Origin of the sequence: Rothia sp. HMSC065G12, from assembly GCF_001811455.1 — a bacterium.
Classification (GTDB): domain Bacteria; phylum Actinomycetota; class Actinomycetes; order Actinomycetales; family Micrococcaceae; genus Rothia; species Rothia dentocariosa.
Window position 1 is genome coordinate 31,578 of the sequence record NZ_KV804818.1, and the last position, 16,055, is coordinate 47,632.

Below are 16,055 nucleotides of genomic sequence, written 5' to 3' on the forward strand. Positions count from 1 at the left end.
TTGAAAACCTGTGAATATCACCCTTTCCAGGGAAAGCCTCTTAGATTCCTTCTTTAGCAACTCGACCATTCAAAGATCACGTTCGAGAAATCGCCCGCCGCCAGCTGTTCAGGCGTTATCAGCCAGTTCGCGGAGCCCGCATCGCCCCAGAGGAGTTCCGGGGTTTCTTCCTCTGACTCCCAGTCCGCCTCAGAAACGATGGTCAGCAGGTTCACCATGTGCCCCTGCAGGTTCTCGTCGAAATCCCGCGGGTCATTCTGAATAAAGTAGGGGTAACCGCCAATCCGAGAGTACTCATCACTCTCCTCATACGGGAGAGTAAGCTCCTCAACGGCGTCCGTCCGCTGAATCCTCGCCCGCTCGTCGTCTCCCGTGGGCAATTTATCCTCGGGATACAGCTCGTCCCACACTCGTGCAAAATCGGGATAATAGTAGTGCGCAGTACCGGTAACTCCCTGCTCGACCACGCTGAACGAAAGCGCAAATTCCACGCTCTCCGGTTCGATAGGCCAACCGATCGTGTCCCAGTCAATCACCGGCAGCGGCGCATCCGGGTTCGGCTCACCCACGATCTCGTAGTAGAGCACCCGCCAGTTCTCTTGAACCGCAGGCTTGTTATAGTCATACCCCCACACGGTGTCGTGAGGGTCAATCCAAAATTGAAGCATACCGCTCTTCGGGTAAATATTATTCTGCGGCAGCTCAGCACAGTTAATCTGCGCAATCATGCCCAAGGGCTGGCCGGATGCATTCGTTGGCGCGGATTCTCCTACAGGCAGGTACGGCACTCCCCCGAACTTGGAGGCGGTCTTCGGCAACGGCTGCTGCGATGGGGTTGCCGTAATCCTGATAGCCTGCTTGAGTTTTCCCTGATTCATAACGTCGAGGACTCGACGCACCTGCGCTTCGGTGTTTTTAGCTGCGTTCTGCTCGGTGGTATTCATATGTTCCTCCGGGTGGTTGGTTCAGTGCTACAACCATCAGAACACATTTTGCGGTGCCGTGCTCAGAACTTCGTCACTCGTGCGCTTATTCAACAGTGTATTTTTTGGAAGGCCACACGCTGCATGACTCTAGGCATCCCAAAGATTCAGGGGGTTGGTGGTGTATCAAGTAGCTTGAGTACACCACAACCCCCTGTATAAGAATTATCGAGCGGGCCGGTTAGCTGCTCGACCACTCAAAAATCACGTTTGAGAAGTCACCCGCCGCCAGCTGTTCGGGCGTTATCAGCCAGTTTGCCGCGCCTCCGCCGCACCACATGAGCTTAGGCGAACCGTCATGAGGCTCGGCCCAGTCTACCTCAGAAACAATGGTCAGCAGGTTCACAGTATGCCCCTGCAGAGCCTCGTTGAAGAACCGGGGGTCGCTCTGCACAAAGTAGGGGTACCCGCCGATCTTCGAGAATTCGTCGTTTTCCTCAATCGTGAGGGCGACACCCTGCGCCTCCTGGTAGCTCTCAAGCTGCGATTCGGGGTACATCTTATTCCACACGCGCGCGAAATCTTCATAGTAGTAGTTGGCGGCGCCGGTAATACCCTGCTCGATCACCTCGAACGAAAGCGCAAACTCGGCCTGCGTGGGTTCAACGGGCCAGTTGTCCTTGGGATCCACGGCAGGAAGAGTCGTGTTCGGGTCTGGCCTGCCCACGTTCTTGTAATAGATAACCCGCCAGTTCTCCTGAGATGCAGGCTTCGCGGCATCGAACCCCCACGCCTCGTCCTTCGGGTCTATCCAGAATTGCACCATGCCAGTTTTTGGATAGATATCATTCGGCGGCAGCTCTGCACAGTTAATCTGCGCGATCATCCCCAAGGGCTGACCACTGGAGTTTGTTGGCGCCGAAGCACCCATAGGTACATAGGGAATGCCCCCAAATTTTGAGGCGGTCTTTGGCAGCGGGGTCTTAGAGGCAGTTGCCGTGATGCGTACCGCCTGCTTGACGTGGTCTTTATTGAGCGCATCGGCAACATGCTGCGCTTTTTCTTCTAGAGTGCTCATGGACATCCTCCAAGGCGTGGTTAATGGCATGTATTAACCATGAGAACACACTTTTTTATAGTATGCCTTGAATATCGTTGTGGGGTGAAAAACGAACGCATCCGCATACTACACAATGTGAACCAGTACGACCGCACCCTTGCCCGGAATCCGTGGAGAATTCCGGGCAAGGGTGCTGTCGTTGTGATGCGCATACTAGATATTTTTGTCGATTTCCTCAATCACACCCAAGGCCGCGGTAATTCCCGCGTTCAGGTAGAACATATCGGAATCTACCTTATGAGCATGCTTCTCCTTGACCGCCTTCAGGCTATCCCACAGCGTCTCAGAGGTGAGCTTGGATTCGTCGCCGCCCTGCACACCGTAGAAGAGATAGTCGCCGTCCGCCTGGTCAAGGTTCTCGGAGCTCAGGTCAATCGAGGTCTTACCTTCCTGCTGCGCGGCGGGGCGGGCAAGGGAAGCATCCTCACAAATGGAACCCACAAACGAAGATTTCGCGTATACGCGGGTACGGTCCCCAGCTGCGTAGAGGAATGAGAAGGTCTTCTCTTTACCGGCCTTCTCGCCCAGTTTCTTGGCTTTATCCTCGTAATCCTTGAGCATCTCCTCAGCCTTAGAGGTAGCGCCCAGCGCCGAGGCGATCATCAGGAAGTCCTGCTTCCAGTTATTTCCGGTACCCTCGGTCACCACAGTTGGGGCGATCTTTGAGAGTGAGTCGTAAACCTCTTCCTTTTTATTGGTGTTGTTAATCAGGATGAGGTCGGGGTGCAGATTTGCGATAGCACCAAGGTCGGGTTCGGTGCGCTTGCCCACCTTGGCTATCTTATCGAGCTCAGCCGACTTATCAGAGAACTTGGTCTTGAGGTATTCGGGTACGAGGTCGGCATCGTTAGCGGTTGCTGCGCCAATGGGTACCAGACCCAGAGCGAGAACATCGTCAAGCTGCCCGGTCGAGAGGATAACCACGCTCTTGGGGGCAGATTCAATCTTGGTTTCGCCGCGGAAGTGCTTGACCGTACGCGGGAATTCGCCATCACCTGCGGTCGATCCCATGCCGGAAGGAAGAGCCGAAGGAGCGGGCTTTGCGCTCGTCGATGCAGAGGACGCGGATGCGTTGGAATCGGAAGAATTGGAAGACCCGCAGGCGGCAAGGGCGAGGGCGCTAAAGGAGCCCAAGGCAAGCACGCCGAAGGATCGTCTGGTCAATGAACGATGAGAGTCCCTGTGTTGGGATGAACTAGTATTAGCCATAAACTGAGGATACCCTTATAAAATAGATAATGCCATATCAGCCCCATATTGACGTAGGATAAATCACATAAATATGTCCTAAATATTATGCGGCTACTACCCTGAATTTCGGGCAGCAAACCGGCATGAGACCCCACCACACATAACCTCCCGATCACCACAAGATAGAGTACGCCTATGAGTTCATCGCCCCGCCGGGGTAAACAGCCCGTCGCTTCCAGGTCTGACGGGGCGGGCGCATCCGCCCAGAGCACGACTGCGGCATCAGCCGAACAGTCGAGCACCCCAAAGCCTTCGCTATCACGTTGGGGTCTGGCACTTCTGATAGGGCTGGCTCTTTTAGCGGTTCTTATCGTGCTCTCCGGGGCAGTCGGTTCGCGCATGTTTTCCTTCGAGAAGGCACTCGACGGCTTTCTGCACCCGGATGCCGCCACGATCGAATCAAAACTGATTTGGTTCAAGCGGATGCCCCGCACACTCGCCGCTATTATGGTGGGCGCGGCGCTGGCGGTTGCGGGCGTTATTATGCAGGCGCTCTCGCGCAACCCGCTTGCCGAACCGGGGCTGCTGGGCGTGAACTCCGGGGCGGCCGTTGCGGTCGTTGTGGGCGTCGGCATTTTCGGGGTATCTTCACCCTTCGTGCAGCTGTGGTTAGCGCTCGCCGGTTCTGGTCTTGCGGCGGGCACGGTATTCCTGCTGGGTCTTATTGATTCCAAGCCGAACCTGGATTCTACCGCCCGCCTAGTGCTTACGGGCGTTGCGGTAAATGCCTGTTTGGGAACGATCACCGGCATTATTACTATGTTCAATTCCCGGGCTTTCGACTCACACCGGTTCTGGGTGGTCGGTTCCCTAGAAAACCGTACCTACGAGCAGGTTTTCGCGGCGCTTCCCCTCGTGGTGTTGGGGCTGGTTCTATCGTTCATTCTTATCGGCCCCCTGCGTGCCCTAGCGCTAGGTGAGGATGCGGCATCCGGCCTGGGCGTGCCGGTCACCCTCGTGCGCGGTGCCTGTATCGTGGCGATTATGGCTCTATGCGGCGCGGCGACTGCGGTGGCCGGACCCATCGGATTTGTGGGGTTAGTGGTTCCGCATGCGGTGCGCCTGCTGGTGGGCACCGATATTGCACGGGTTTTACCGCTTTCGCTCGTCTACGGACCGGTGCTGGTTCTGACCGCCGATATTGCCGGGCGCGTGCTTGTTCTTCCCGGGGAACTTGAAGTCGGTATCGTGACCGCGTTCATCGGTGCACCCGTGCTCATGGTCCTGGTACTTCGGCTTAGTTCCGGGGCGAAAGGCCGCAAGCGCAGCATCCTGGGTGTGAAGGCGGCACAGCACGAACAGGCAGGGACGGCTCCGCAGACGGCGGGAGGTTCCCGGTGAGCCAAACGACGCACACGAATAAGTTCAATGCGGCGAGCACATCCCCGAATCCCCGCAGAAAATCCGGCGCACGACCGACTATTCCCGGGCGGTACCGCACTCCCCTGCCGCGCACACTTTTGGTAATTGCGATCATGGTAGTGGCCGCCTGCATGACGCTCATGTATGGCACCTACAATATTTCCCCCGCCAACGTGCTGAACGTACTTTTTCAGGGCGGCGGCAGCGATATTGACCGGTATTTTATTCTGGATCAATATCTGCCAAGAATCGTGGCGGCTGCCGTTGTGGGTGCGGCACTGGGGCTTTCCGGGGCTATCTTCCAATCGGTTTCCCGCAACTCCCTCGGCTCGCCGGACATCATCGGCTTCACGGTCGGTTCGGCAACCGGCGCGCTCTCCATCATTCTGGTCGGATCCTTCGACAATTCCGGCGTGAGTATCGGCATGGGCGCACTTATCGGCGGCTTCCTCACCGCCACCGTGGTAATGCTGCTTGCGGGTATACGCGGCGGCGCTTCTATGGGGCAGCGCATGGTACTGATCGGTATTGCGGTCAGCGCTATGCTCGCATCGGTCAATGATTATCTAATCACACGCTCCGATCTGGAAAAGGCGGAGGCGGCCAAGACCTGGCAGCACGGCTCGCTCAATGCGATTTCTTGGGACCAGGTGACAGCACCAGCGATAGCGCTTGCGATTACGATTCCACTCGTGCTGATGCTCACCCGCTACCTGCGCACCCTAGAACTGGGCGAAGACCTGGCGGCGGGCTTGGGCTTACCGGTACGGCGCACGATCAATATTTTGGTAGCCGCAGCAGTACTCTTGGTGGCGGTCGCTATCTCAATGTCAGGGCCCATAGGTTTCTTGGCGCTCGTTGCCCCGCAGATTGCGCGGCGGCTGTGGAATACCCCGGGTACGGCGATGTGGCACTCAGCGCTTCTGGGTTCAGCCCTGTTGGTGACGGCTGACTATGCGGCATCACGGATTCTTTCACCCTTCCAGATTCCGGTCGGACTGATGACTGGTGCTCTGGGCGGTGCCTATATGCTGTGGCTTCTGCACCGGAGTAAGTAACTTGGGTTTCTAAAAATGTGCGGACGTATCCATGCCGCAGGGGTGCAGGGTTTAAAGCGCCTAGGGATGTCAGGCGAGTGAGGTACGAACGAGTCTGACAGGGGCCCTGTAAAGCGACTAAATCCTGCACCCATGAATACATGTGGGTTTTTCCATCTCTTTATTAACCCACATAGCTATATTCCAAAAACGATATATAAACTTGTCAGAGCATATATTCCACATTCCACATCTGGAATATACATCGCATGCAATTCTCTCTTGGCGGCTCGGCACGGTTAAAGTGTCAGGGTGCCTAGGTACCGTCGAGGTATCAGAAAAACACCCCGCACCTTCACGGGGCGGCACCCCATCGAGAGGATCAGCACCTATGGCACAGCACCCCCTAAGCGCATCCCGCATCGTTGCAACCGCCGAGGATATTGTTAGCGCCGATCATCAGTTCCTCATGTCCACGGGAACGCTCGTACACCACGAAACCTTCGATATAGAGGCCATTCGCCGCGATTTAGAACAGCTCATTGCCGAGCGTGTTTGTCTGCAGGTCGCCCCGGCGTCAAATTCCTGCACCCGGATGCTCACTCAGCATCGTTATGGCGAGGCCGGATTCCAGCAAAATCTTCACGAATTACGCCGGGCGGCGCAGAACGCTATCCTAATGGTTTTCCCGCACGATCAGCTTGAGATTGGTCTTCGTTTCGAGCGGATTCAGGGCACCAAGCTGGCGCTGACGCGTATGTATTGCAGCCCCCGTTACGGTGATGCCTGGTATAAGCATTGGGCGCCGCGGGTGTTGCCCTTGGAAGGGTATGCTTTCGCCACCGAGAGCCGCCCGGGTTCCGGCGATTTCAGGATTAATACCGCACAGTTCCTCAATATGCTGGGCCTGCTGGAAGTCGCCATGATGGGGCTTGATGTGAGTGAATGGGACCTGTGGGAGTGCGAAAACCCCAAGGACGCCTGCACCAAATTCAAACGGGAACGCCGGGACGTGCGTCGCCGCATCCGCGAAGATTACGGTATGACCGCTTAGGGTTTTCGGGCAGAGCAAAGCTCCCCACTCACCGAACGATGCGGTGCGCGGGGAGCCAGCACGGTTACGGATTAGCCACGGTGTGCGTAACGGTACAGGAACGCCGCCATAGCCTCACGACTGATGCTCTCGTGGGGACGGAACGTTCCATCATCCCAACCGGTCGTAATCTTGCTGTCATGCAGCCAAGCAATTTCACGGTAGAACATGTTCTGTTCGGGAACATCCTTGAAGGGCGCATTCTGCACTTTAACCGGCGGTTTCCCAGAGTACCGGTAGAAGAATGCCGCCATAGCCTCGCGGCTGACGGGATCGTGCGGACGGAAGGTCTTATCAGGCCAGCCGGTTGTAATACCTTGCTGCTGGAACCAGACGATTTCCTTGTAGAAGGGGTCGCCTTCCTTCACATCGGTAAAGGGGGATTCCTTCGGCAGCTGTACCTCGGGCGAGCCGGACATACGATAGAAGAACGCCGCAATAGCCTCACGTTCGATGCTTTCGTGCGGGCGGAACGTGCCGTCGACCCAGCCGGTCGTGATGTTCTGCCCGGCAAGCCAGGTAATCTCGCGGTAGAACATATCGCCTTCGTGCACATCCGAGAACGACTGAGCGGGCTCTGCCGGTTTACTCGGCTCAGGTTCGGCAGGCTTACTGGGCTCCGGCTCGGTAGGCTTCGAAGGTTCCGGTGCGGGGGCCGTCGGGGCCGGGTCAGCTGATTTACTCGGTTCAGGGGTTGGAGCAGGGTCAGCCGGTTTGCTGGGCTCAGGCGCTGGTGCCTCGGAGCTTTCCGACGGCTCGGGAGTCGGTGTTTCAGCCGGTTTGCTGGGCTCGGGCGCGGGTTGCGTCGGCTCAGGGGTGGGTTCCGGGGTCGGATCAGCAGGTTTCGGCTGTTCGGGTTCCGGTGTCTTAGCTGTATTCACCAGACGGTTGAGCCACAGGTTAGATTCCAGACCGTCATTCTTCTCAACCATCGTGGGGAAGATAATATCCCCATTCGGCAGCTCAAGCGCGTTGTACGACCCGCTCTTATCGGTCGAACGCAAGTCAGAGAGCGGCACATCGTGATCAAATTCAAGGGTCTTTGACATCCAGACCAGGCGGCCGTTTGCGGAATCGACCGCCACAATCTTGTCGCCAGCGGTGAAGAACGATGCGATCGCCCCCATACCGTGCGGCGCTGTGGAGCTTTCGCGCACCGTTGTGAAGGAAGAACCATCGTACTTGAGAACCTGCACGGCACTGGTGCTTGCGGCGTAGTTATTCCACCGGTAGACATATCCGTCCGGGGTGGTGAGCAGGCCGTTGAGGCTGGCTGCCTCTTCCGCATCCTTGGGCTGGGTTTGCTCAACCACCGAAATACCCTGAGCGCTCAGGTGAAGCAGCTGACCGTTCTGAATCTTATTGCCCTCTTCGTTGTACACAGATTTATTGGGGCTGTATAGGAACGAGCCGTCGGGCAGCGGCGCAAGCGTGCGGGTGCTTCCGGTGAAAACGTCGCCATAATATTCGCTCAGGTCATCGGCGTGTGCCACCGAGGGGTCAAAGTCCAGCGGAGATTTGACGGTTTGCGCTTTCACCGTGCCATCAGAGGCGACGTTGACGTACCGCGCCTGCCCGCTGCTATCGGCGGTGAGCACAGCCCAGCTGTTGGTCGCTTCGTTGTAACCGAGCGCCAGAATATTTTCGGATTCGCTGAAGGTGACACCCGCGAAAGTACCCTGAGATACAAGCTTGCCGGATTCATCTACCCGGTAGCGTTCCAAGGCGCGAGTATTCGCGTTCACAAACACGATATCGCCGGTGGCGGGGTTGGCGGCAAAGTGCGCGCTGGAACCCATCGGCAGGGTTGCAGACTCTGTCTGCTGCAAAGTCTTTGGGTCGATGACCGCGTAGCGTGCATCCGCCCCGCCGCCGAAGCTTTTACCTGCCGCGTAGAAAAGATAAGAGCCCGCGCGCACGGTATTTTGCGGATTATTAATATCGGTACCCGAGTTCAGGCTCTCACCCAGTTTATAGCCGCTGTTTTGGGCATCTTTCGCTTTAGTACCGGAATACGAAAAGGTGAGAGCGTCCAGCCCCACGCCGTCTTCGTAGAAGTTCGAGAATGCGTGATTACCTTCGGCGGTGAGATTAGCCGCAACATTGCTCCAGGTGACAACGCCGTCTTTTTCACTCTGCTGAGCGGTCTTGAGCGAGAGCTTCGCCATCGGGATTTCGTGGGGTCCTTCCCACTGCCCGGAGGTGTAATTTTTGGTGCGCACAACCATGTAGAGCGTACCGGTGCCCTGTGCCGCATCCATCTCGATGCGCGGGTTTGAGAGCGTTAGGTTTAGCGAGCATTCTTCGGGTTTATTGCGGTCGGCGCAGTGCGAGATATATTGAACTTTGCCGGATCCCTGAAGTGAAACTTGGTTACCGTCCTCGGAAACTTTGGCTTCTTGGTTGGGGAAGGTGAACAGGTCGGTGGAGTTGTAGCTTGCGCCTTCGCTGACCTTGTACGGTTCGCCGATGTAATTGCGGAATGAGGTTTTGATACCCCAGGTGATATTTCCGGTGCTCTGGTTCTGTTCGGCGGTTACCGCTACACCGGAATCGGCGTGAGCGTTCACAGCCAAAAGCGGAGTTGCGGGCAAGAGCATGGCGCCTGCGAGAGTGAGTGCGCAGATGCGTCTGAGGGTGCGCTGGCGTGATGCAAACGTGAAAGACATGTGTAATCCTCGTTGATCTATTGAGTTAGGACACCCTTAATGTAGCAACATCCTACCCTTAATACAAAAGAGCTTAACGCCACTCTGTGACGAGTTGTCGCTACAAAATGTTCATACACTACAATGCCCTCACTTCGCTGCAATAGAGCGCTAACAACAACATGCAGACCACCGAAAACTCTAGATTTTATTCGATATTTCTAACACTAAATACCGTGAGAATGTTTTTAATATACTCTTCTAAAATGCTTAATATTACGGCTAGAACCAGCCGCGCTTTTTAAAGAAGAGATACACCACCACACACGCCACCACCATGAGCACGAGCGATGCCGGGTATCCGTAAGTCCACTTCAGCTCGGGCATATCCTCAAAGTTCATACCGTAGATAGACCCAATAATCGTAGGCACCACCAGGATTGCGGCACCCGCCGAAATACGCTTCATATCTTCGTTTTGCTGCTGCGCCACAATCGTATCGTGCACCGTAAGCGTGTTCTGCAGGGATGTGCGCAGATCCTCTAGGCGCTCCTTAACCTGCACCACGTGATCCTGAATATTGCGGAACTGCCGCTGCAGCTCATCCTTCTCCTGCGCGATTTCGGTTGCGGTAGCGCCCGTATAGGGGCTGACGTCAAGTACGCCGTCACGAATCTGCTGCATGATGCGCGCGAGCATCATATCGAGCGGTTTGCAGGCACGCTGAAAATCGGCAACCTGGTTGAGCAGTTCGTAGGTGCGGCGTGACAGTGTGCGGTCGCCAGCGCCGGTTTCTTGGAAGAGCGCATTCTCAATTTCATCGCCGTCGTTTTCGAGCCCTTCGAGCACCGGCATGTAACCGTCTACCGTCTGGTCGATGATGCGGTGCAGCAGGCGTATGGGCGAGCCGTCCGGAGTGGCGTAGATCAGGTTGAAGCGTTCGTACACTGCCTGCTGCGGATGTATCTGGTCGTTCACGATGCTCAACAGGTAGTCACGCCCCAGGAACATGTGCATCTCGCCCAGGCGCACCTCTTCTTCGGCATCCAGGTAGATGGCGGGGCGTACCACCGCAAACAGGGAGCCTTCGTAGCTTTCAAGTTTGGCGCGCTGATGCCCGTGCGAGGCGTCTTCGAGCGCAAGTTCGTGCAGGTTGAAGGTTTGCTGAAGCTCGCGCAGCTCCCGCGCGTTCGGGGTCATGTAGCCGAGCGCCACGCTTGCGCCGCCCTCACGGTAAGCATCAAGCGCCTCGGACTGGGTAACCCCCATACGAATGCGGTCCTGCTGCGGATAAATAGCACCGGTTACATACGACATAGGTTAAGTGTAGGGGTAAACACACATGCCACATAACCTAGATACAACGCATGTTGCTAGAATATAAAATAACTTTAGTTATAAGGAGATACGATATGATTACCGCTTTCATCTGCAACATAGAGATAGACAGGGGTTCTCTCAATAAATTAAAAGAGGACTGGAATGCTGGCGCCAAGCCAATAAAGACTCCTAGAAGGGAAGATTCAAATTCCTATTATGCAAGCGATGCCAAAGACAGAGTAGATAACTTTCCCACACCGATGCTTCCTTACATATATGGAATAAATGCAAGAAAAGATAGCGTAATACCTACTAGATTTTATAAATTAATAGATAAAAAAATATTTAATATTGAAATAAAATGGGTCGATATTTTAACAGTAAGCCCTGACTTAATTAAATCCGAAGAAATTCCCGCACAAATAACTTTAGTTACTGATATAACCGGACCCTTCAAAGAAATTAAAGATAAAATCAATAAGCTCTCTAGACATAATAAAATATATGAAGTAATTGAAAAGCTAAATCTTTCTGGAATACTAATTCCGAGAACGCAAAAAAGTTCTCATTCATCACGAAAGAAAGTTTATCATGTATGTTACTCAGAATTTAAATTACAAGTACCGGACAACAATATTGAAGATATTAATTCCTTTGAAATGCTCTCTGAAGTATTTACAAGTTACTCATTTGCAACATCCAGGAATCCTAATAAACACCAAATTATTAGATGGTCTAATAAAAAACCTAATGCTTACTATAAATTAAGTAAATACTGGGGAGTATACATAGCACGTCATGGTGCATGTTACTATATATCACCAAAGTATAAATATGGTATTTCATACGCCCTAGGGTTTCACTTAGATGGATTTGTCTTTATTCTGCTTCAAGAGCACATAATAGAGTACTATGAATCACAAATGATTGATACTATAAATATAAAATATGCTGAAGGGATAAATTTATACAGTAGGACAAATAATATAATACTACTACAAAAAGAGATTCAGGAAAATAGCATGAGGTACAGATTCAATAATCACATATCCCATACTGGACAACATATATCTATTATGAACCTTATATATGAAGTTAGAGAATTTAAGGAGTTATATACATCTTTTACAAAAGATATCGAAAGCTTAGCAGAAATATCCTCAAAAGCTCATGATTTGCAATCAAATAGACAACAAGGCTATATATCTAAGTATGCATTGTATATAGCCCTTCTAATGATTGTACCTGGGGTTGTCTCTGGAATGAGTGACAGTATATCTATTATAAATTTCATACACAATTTATCTACTCCCCCCGAAAATACTCAGCATCAAGACCCCTTAACACTTTTCTTTAGCATTATACAGCTTATAACTTTGGGGCTTGTTATCTGTATAATATATAAGATTATTGAACGAAAAAAGGATGACTGAATATAACCTTAAGGACTGTTTATTTTAATACTATCGGGACGATGGTATTCCTTTACTTACACCAAGAAGAGTTATTCATTTAGGTATCCCACCCCACTACGCGCAAAAACAACGATCCCTAACCTTAAAGGGCGTATGATGGTGAAAAACTAACAACCACCAATCCACGCACAGGTAGAACCCATTACATACTCACCGTAGATCCAAGCTCACCGCAACGCAACTCGCTATCCTGTACATTTACTCAACAGTATCTTGGCCTAGGACAGCCCAAATACCCCGCGCCCTGACATACATAAGTGCTAAAAGCCCACCCTGTTATACCTGTGCCAGAATCATACACCGAGGAGAAACCCTCGCCGAACGTTTCAGGTGTCTTCCAGCCTACCAATCAGCTGTGTCATCACGAAGATAGAGACAACACTGCTGGAGATTCTGCATCCAGTTGTGTCCAACGTGCCATAAGCCCTGCTAAGCGCTTGTAGCACTGCTATTGAGGGACTAAGAAATCATCATCGGGAAGGAGCCTCCTCACCCATGATGTAAAAATGTGAACTAGCAAATCAACCACCACCGGACGGCGGTGGAGCGTGTCATCGTCCAAAACAAGTATTAGCGGATCCTAGCGTACAGGTACGCAGACCCATCAGTTCCTACCTCAGAATGTTCTTGGCGATACGTGGGCATGAATCTTCTGGCTATAGAACAACCTCAACGAATAACCCGTAGGATTTAAACCTTTATCGAGTAATTATTATCTTTTTCTCCAAATCATTAAAATTAATGACAGGTATATCTGCGCTATCCTCGGATGGATCTTTATATATATAACCTTCCTGAACAATTGCAGAATAACTAATCTTCTGTTTAAAAATATTTTCCACCCAATCAATCTTTTTAGCTAGATTTCTTCGCCAAGAAGAATCATCATTTCTAATTTTTCCGGCCACATTCCTCGGATTTCCAAATGGCTTAACAGATTTACATTCTAATACAATGAGGTCTCCTTTCCCATTTCTTGCTAATACATCTATTTGACCAGTAAGACCAGATTTTTGTTTACCTGAGAGGTCTTCGCCAGGTTGATCATTTCTCCAGAAACCATTCTGGGTCACCTCGCCGGCAATATAATTATTTCGGCGCAATAAATTAATGACTTTCAACTCAAAGGACCCAGAGATAGCTTTTTCTCGTATATCACTATTTCTATCAATTTCTTGAGATAGCCACAATGATATTGATGCCTCTAGGATTCGAGGAGAAAACCATACATATTCCCCTAAAATATACAGGGGAAATAAATTATAACTATCTTCACTGCATGAGTTAAGGCAAAGACCATAATAATTTAGAGAAGTATAAACAATTTTTTGCTTCGTCGTGCAAGAGTACATCGATACATTCAAAAAACTATTTTTATTAACGAACGTAAGATTATTATGATTTTTCTTTAGAATATTAAGTAATAGGGATAGTCTCATGTGCAAACCAAACCAAATATCTTTCCCTGCCCCAGACGTAGGAATATGCTTCAGAATCCTAGATTCCTTAAATAGTAATTTAATGACATTGTCATCAATATTTATTCCATACCATATTATATCAATAACCTTAGCAAGGGTTTCACAAGATAGATCACTAAGTAAACTATTTATATCTTCTTCAACAGGGACCTTTGGGGCAAACACTATCGTCGAATAGAATTCATCAGGATCCCCCCATATAAGTGCTACATCATTATGTTCCTTAGCACGTTCCAAAAACAAACAATCAACTATAAAACTGAATAGTTTACCGAAATCTCGACACTCTCCTACATACTGTTTTTGCGATGAATTTTTAAGTAGATATATTCTTTGAAGCGCCCGCACAATATATATTCTCCACTTTTTTACTTCATACACATATTCTTCCTCTTCATGACATGAAAAATTTCTATTTTTATACGAGATATCGATTAGTTTCATTAAAGTTATAATCGCCCAATCAAAATCTATATCATTTATCCGTGATTGACTATCTATGTGATATAAATTATAATTTTCACTTCCTTTTTTATAATTATTTAAGTTAGTAAATCTTGGCGGTAATATTTTACTTGAGTCTGTTCCTTCTTTTAAACCATGTCTTGAAATCTCATATAAAGATCGCCCAATTTTAGTTGCGTCCGTCACCACTTGATCTAGCAACTCATTATTACGTACAAGTGGCTCGTTCATTGTTTTTACCTCCAGTTATCCAGATTAATTTTATATACACGTGATGCCGCAACTTCTAAAGTTACGGCATCCGGAACGGCGTTCTGAGGGGCCAAGCCCCACTACTACCGATAATTAATCTACCGGTTTTCAGAACGTTCTGTCAATAGATTCCTTCAGATTATGACGAGCCTAATCCATCAAATCGCGGACCACAATAGTCTGGTCGCGGTCGGGGCCTACGCCGATCGCCGAGATGCGGCAGCCAGAAAGTTCTTCAAGCTTATGCACATATTTGCGGGCGTTCTCGGGCAGCTCGTCCAGGGTTTTCGCATCCGAAATGCTCTCGTTCCAGCCGTCGAAGTACTCGTAAATCGGTTTCGCGTGGTGAAAATCGGTCTGCGTCATCGGTATTTCATCAAAGCGCACGCCGTCCACCTCATACGCCACGCATACGGGGACCTTCTCAAGACCGGTGAGTACATCCAGCTTGGTGATAAACAGGTCGGTAAACCCGTTGATGCGCACCGCCTGGCGCGCAAGCACCGCATCGTACCAGCCGCATCGGCGTGGACGCCCCGTGTTCACACCGAACTCGCCGCCGGTTGTACGCAGGAAATCGCCCATCTTATCGAAGAGCTCGGTGGGGAACGGGCCAGCACCCACGCGGGTGGTGTATGCCTTCTGAATACCAATCACGCGGGAAATGCGGGTTGGGCCAACACCTGATCCCACGCAGGCGCCCCCGGCGGTCGGGTTTGAGGAGGTCACGAACGGGTAGGTGCCGTGATCGACGTCGAGGAAGGTCGCCTGGCCGCCCTCCATGAGCAGGGTTTTACCCTCATCCAGCGCCTTATTGAGCAGCTGAGTAGTATCAACGATCATGGGTTTGAGCCGCTCGGCGTAAGACATGAAATAGTCCACGATCTCGTCTGCCTCAACATGGCGGCGGTTGTACACCTTCACGAGCAGCTGGTTTTTCTGCCGCAGCGCGCCTTCAACCTTCTGCCACAGAATCGACTCATCCAAAATATCCTGCATGCGAATACCTAAGCGCCCTACCTTATCCATGTAGGCAGGCCCAATACCGCGCCCGGTCGTGCCGATTGCGCGCTTCCCCAAGAAACGTTCGGTGACCTTATCCATCGTCTGGTGGTACGGTGCCACAAGGTGGGCATTTGCCGAGATTTTGAGTTTAGAGGTGTCGGCGCCGCGCGCCTGCAGACCCTCAATCTCAGAGAAAAGTGCCTCCGGGTTCACCACCACGCCGTTGCCGATCACGGGGGTTGCGTTCTCGCTCAGAATGCCGGCGGGCAGCAGCTTAAGCTCAAATTTTTGGCCGTTCACCACCACGGTATGTCCAGCGTTGTTGCCGCCGTTCGGCTTGACCACGTAGTCCGCGCGGGGTCCGAGCAGGTCGGTTGCCTTACCTTTACCTTCATCGCCCCACTGGGCGCCCACGATCACAACAGCTGACATTCTTGCTCCTCTAGGATGTAGTCCCCGCCGTTTCGGCGGCCGTGCGCGGGTTCTTCAAACCCTCTTAGGCACACATTTGTTAATCATAACGCGACCCTGTGAAGGTGCATCTATTATTTAGCGATTGCAACACATCTTTTCCGTGAGTCTCTGCGGCGTAAACCCCGTGATTCGGCGGTAAAAGCCACTTT

The 16,055-nt window shown here is 51.6% G+C and carries 11 protein-coding genes; 4 read left to right on the top strand and 7 right to left on the bottom strand.

All coding sequences use genetic code 11. The annotated features are described in order from the left end of the window. Positions 1 to 53 precede the first annotated feature (53 nt). The 3 genes from HMPREF2804_RS09235 to HMPREF2804_RS09245 form a co-directional block, all read right to left on the bottom strand. Entirely contained in the window at positions 54 to 944 is an 891-nt protein-coding gene (locus HMPREF2804_RS09235; RefSeq protein WP_070628069.1) for a YwqG family protein, read from the bottom strand. Between the two features lie 220 nt (positions 945 to 1,164). After that, positions 1,165 to 2,001 (bottom strand): YwqG family protein, encoded by an 837-nt coding sequence (locus tag HMPREF2804_RS09240; protein WP_070628071.1) that lies wholly within the window; start codon positions 1,999 to 2,001, stop codon positions 1,165 to 1,167. A gap of 195 nt (positions 2,002 to 2,196) precedes the next feature. After that, positions 2,197 to 3,252: an ABC transporter substrate-binding protein gene (locus HMPREF2804_RS09245; protein ID WP_048752783.1), complete on the bottom strand. Its 1,056-nt coding sequence runs from the start codon at positions 3,250 to 3,252 to the stop codon at positions 2,197 to 2,199. Between the two features lie 177 nt (positions 3,253 to 3,429). Here HMPREF2804_RS09245 and HMPREF2804_RS09250 point away from each other — a divergent pair, with 177 nt between their 5' ends. The 3 genes from HMPREF2804_RS09250 to HMPREF2804_RS09260 all read left to right on the top strand — a co-directional run bounded on the left by HMPREF2804_RS09250 (position 3,430) and on the right by HMPREF2804_RS09260 (position 6,747). Beyond that, positions 3,430 to 4,635 carry a FecCD family ABC transporter permease gene (locus tag HMPREF2804_RS09250; RefSeq protein ID WP_070628073.1) on the top strand — a complete coding sequence of 402 codons (1,206 nt, stop codon included), beginning with the start codon at positions 3,430 to 3,432 and terminating at the stop codon, positions 4,633 to 4,635. Next, the gene (locus HMPREF2804_RS09255; protein WP_048754607.1) at positions 4,632 to 5,714 is read left to right on the top strand and encodes a FecCD family ABC transporter permease; all 1,083 of its coding nucleotides are present in this window, start codon (positions 4,632 to 4,634) and stop codon (positions 5,712 to 5,714) included. Before HMPREF2804_RS09250 ends, HMPREF2804_RS09255 begins: the two co-directional genes overlap by 4 nt. 370 nt (positions 5,715 to 6,084) lie before the next feature. Then, positions 6,085 to 6,747, top strand: coding sequence for a hypothetical protein (locus HMPREF2804_RS09260; protein WP_070449986.1), 663 nt, complete (start codon positions 6,085 to 6,087; stop codon positions 6,745 to 6,747). Positions 6,748 to 6,818: 71 nt separating this feature from the next. Here the strand turns inward: HMPREF2804_RS09260 and HMPREF2804_RS09265 are convergent, their stop codons facing one another. Beyond that, positions 6,819 to 9,455, bottom strand: a complete 2,637-nt coding sequence (locus HMPREF2804_RS09265; protein WP_070628075.1) for an HtaA domain-containing protein — start codon at positions 9,453 to 9,455, stop codon at positions 6,819 to 6,821. Between the two features lie 261 nt (positions 9,456 to 9,716). Further along, the gene (locus HMPREF2804_RS09270) at positions 9,717 to 10,751 is read right to left on the bottom strand and encodes a magnesium and cobalt transport protein CorA (protein WP_070449981.1); all 1,035 of its coding nucleotides are present in this window, start codon (positions 10,749 to 10,751) and stop codon (positions 9,717 to 9,719) included. 95 nt (positions 10,752 to 10,846) lie between these two features. Between HMPREF2804_RS09270 and HMPREF2804_RS09275 the strand changes: the two genes are divergently transcribed. Then, the gene (locus tag HMPREF2804_RS09275) at positions 10,847 to 12,187 is read left to right on the top strand and encodes a hypothetical protein (RefSeq protein ID WP_070628077.1); all 1,341 of its coding nucleotides are present in this window, start codon (positions 10,847 to 10,849) and stop codon (positions 12,185 to 12,187) included. 740 nt (positions 12,188 to 12,927) lie between these two features. Here HMPREF2804_RS09275 and HMPREF2804_RS09280 read toward each other — a convergent pair. Together HMPREF2804_RS09280 and HMPREF2804_RS09285 are read right to left on the bottom strand one after the other, a co-directional pair. Next, positions 12,928 to 14,406: a hypothetical protein gene (locus tag HMPREF2804_RS09280; protein WP_070628079.1), complete on the bottom strand. Its 1,479-nt coding sequence runs from the start codon at positions 14,404 to 14,406 to the stop codon at positions 12,928 to 12,930. A gap of 171 nt (positions 14,407 to 14,577) precedes the next feature. Next, on the bottom strand, positions 14,578 to 15,864 hold the full coding sequence (locus HMPREF2804_RS09285; protein ID WP_070628081.1) for an adenylosuccinate synthase: 1,287 nt from the start codon (positions 15,862 to 15,864) through the stop codon (positions 14,578 to 14,580). Between the last annotated feature and the right edge of the window lie 191 nt (positions 15,865 to 16,055).

Excerpts from the sequence above, each read along its gene's own strand:
- HMPREF2804_RS09235 (WP_070628069.1), bottom strand. The coding sequence starts at position 944 with ATGAATACCACCGAGCAGAACGCAGCTAAAAACACCGAAGCGCAGGTG.
- HMPREF2804_RS09240 (WP_070628071.1), bottom strand. The coding sequence starts at position 2,001 with ATGAGCACTCTAGAAGAAAAAGCGCAGCATGTTGCCGATGCGCTCAAT.
- HMPREF2804_RS09245 (WP_048752783.1), bottom strand. The coding sequence starts at position 3,252 with ATGGCTAATACTAGTTCATCCCAACACAGGGACTCTCATCGTTCATTG.
- HMPREF2804_RS09250 (WP_070628073.1), top strand. The coding sequence starts at position 3,430 with ATGAGTTCATCGCCCCGCCGGGGTAAACAGCCCGTCGCTTCCAGGTCT.
- HMPREF2804_RS09260 (WP_070449986.1), top strand. The coding sequence starts at position 6,085 with ATGGCACAGCACCCCCTAAGCGCATCCCGCATCGTTGCAACCGCCGAG.
- HMPREF2804_RS09265 (WP_070628075.1), bottom strand. The coding sequence starts at position 9,455 with ATGTCTTTCACGTTTGCATCACGCCAGCGCACCCTCAGACGCATCTGC.
- HMPREF2804_RS09270 (WP_070449981.1), bottom strand. The coding sequence starts at position 10,751 with ATGTCGTATGTAACCGGTGCTATTTATCCGCAGCAGGACCGCATTCGT.
- HMPREF2804_RS09275 (WP_070628077.1), top strand. The coding sequence starts at position 10,847 with ATGATTACCGCTTTCATCTGCAACATAGAGATAGACAGGGGTTCTCTC.
- HMPREF2804_RS09280 (WP_070628079.1), bottom strand. The coding sequence starts at position 14,406 with ATGAACGAGCCACTTGTACGTAATAATGAGTTGCTAGATCAAGTGGTG.
- HMPREF2804_RS09285 (WP_070628081.1), bottom strand. The coding sequence starts at position 15,864 with ATGTCAGCTGTTGTGATCGTGGGCGCCCAGTGGGGCGATGAAGGTAAA.